This window comes from Vibrio sp. 10N.222.52.B7 (assembly GCF_041474275.1).
GTDB classification, from domain to species: domain Bacteria; phylum Pseudomonadota; class Gammaproteobacteria; order Enterobacterales; family Vibrionaceae; genus Vibrio; species Vibrio crassostreae_C.
Genome location: NZ_JBFRTU010000194.1, coordinates 1 through 220 on the forward strand (window position 1 = coordinate 1; position 220 = coordinate 220).

A 220-nucleotide genomic window follows, 5' to 3' on the forward strand; every position below is an offset into this window, starting at 1 on the left:
ATAATAGTGATACAGGCAATGTACTGGGTATCAATGGTCCACTACAGATTACCGTTCGCTCTGTAGATACTGATGCTGATAATACAGAGTACCTAGGTACGCCAACCAGCTTCGATGTCGATCTGGTGATTGATCCTATTAACGATCAACCGATCTTTGTGAACGTAACGAATATTGAAACATCGGAAGACATCAGTGTTGCCATCGACAACTTTAGTAT

Annotated in this window: 1 protein-coding gene; it reads left to right on the forward strand. The window is 41.4% G+C overall.

Features of this window, described 5'->3' with window-relative positions:
- Positions 1–220 (forward strand): hypothetical protein (locus AB4512_RS22315; RefSeq protein WP_372175722.1); only part of this gene is annotated, 220 nt, incomplete at both ends.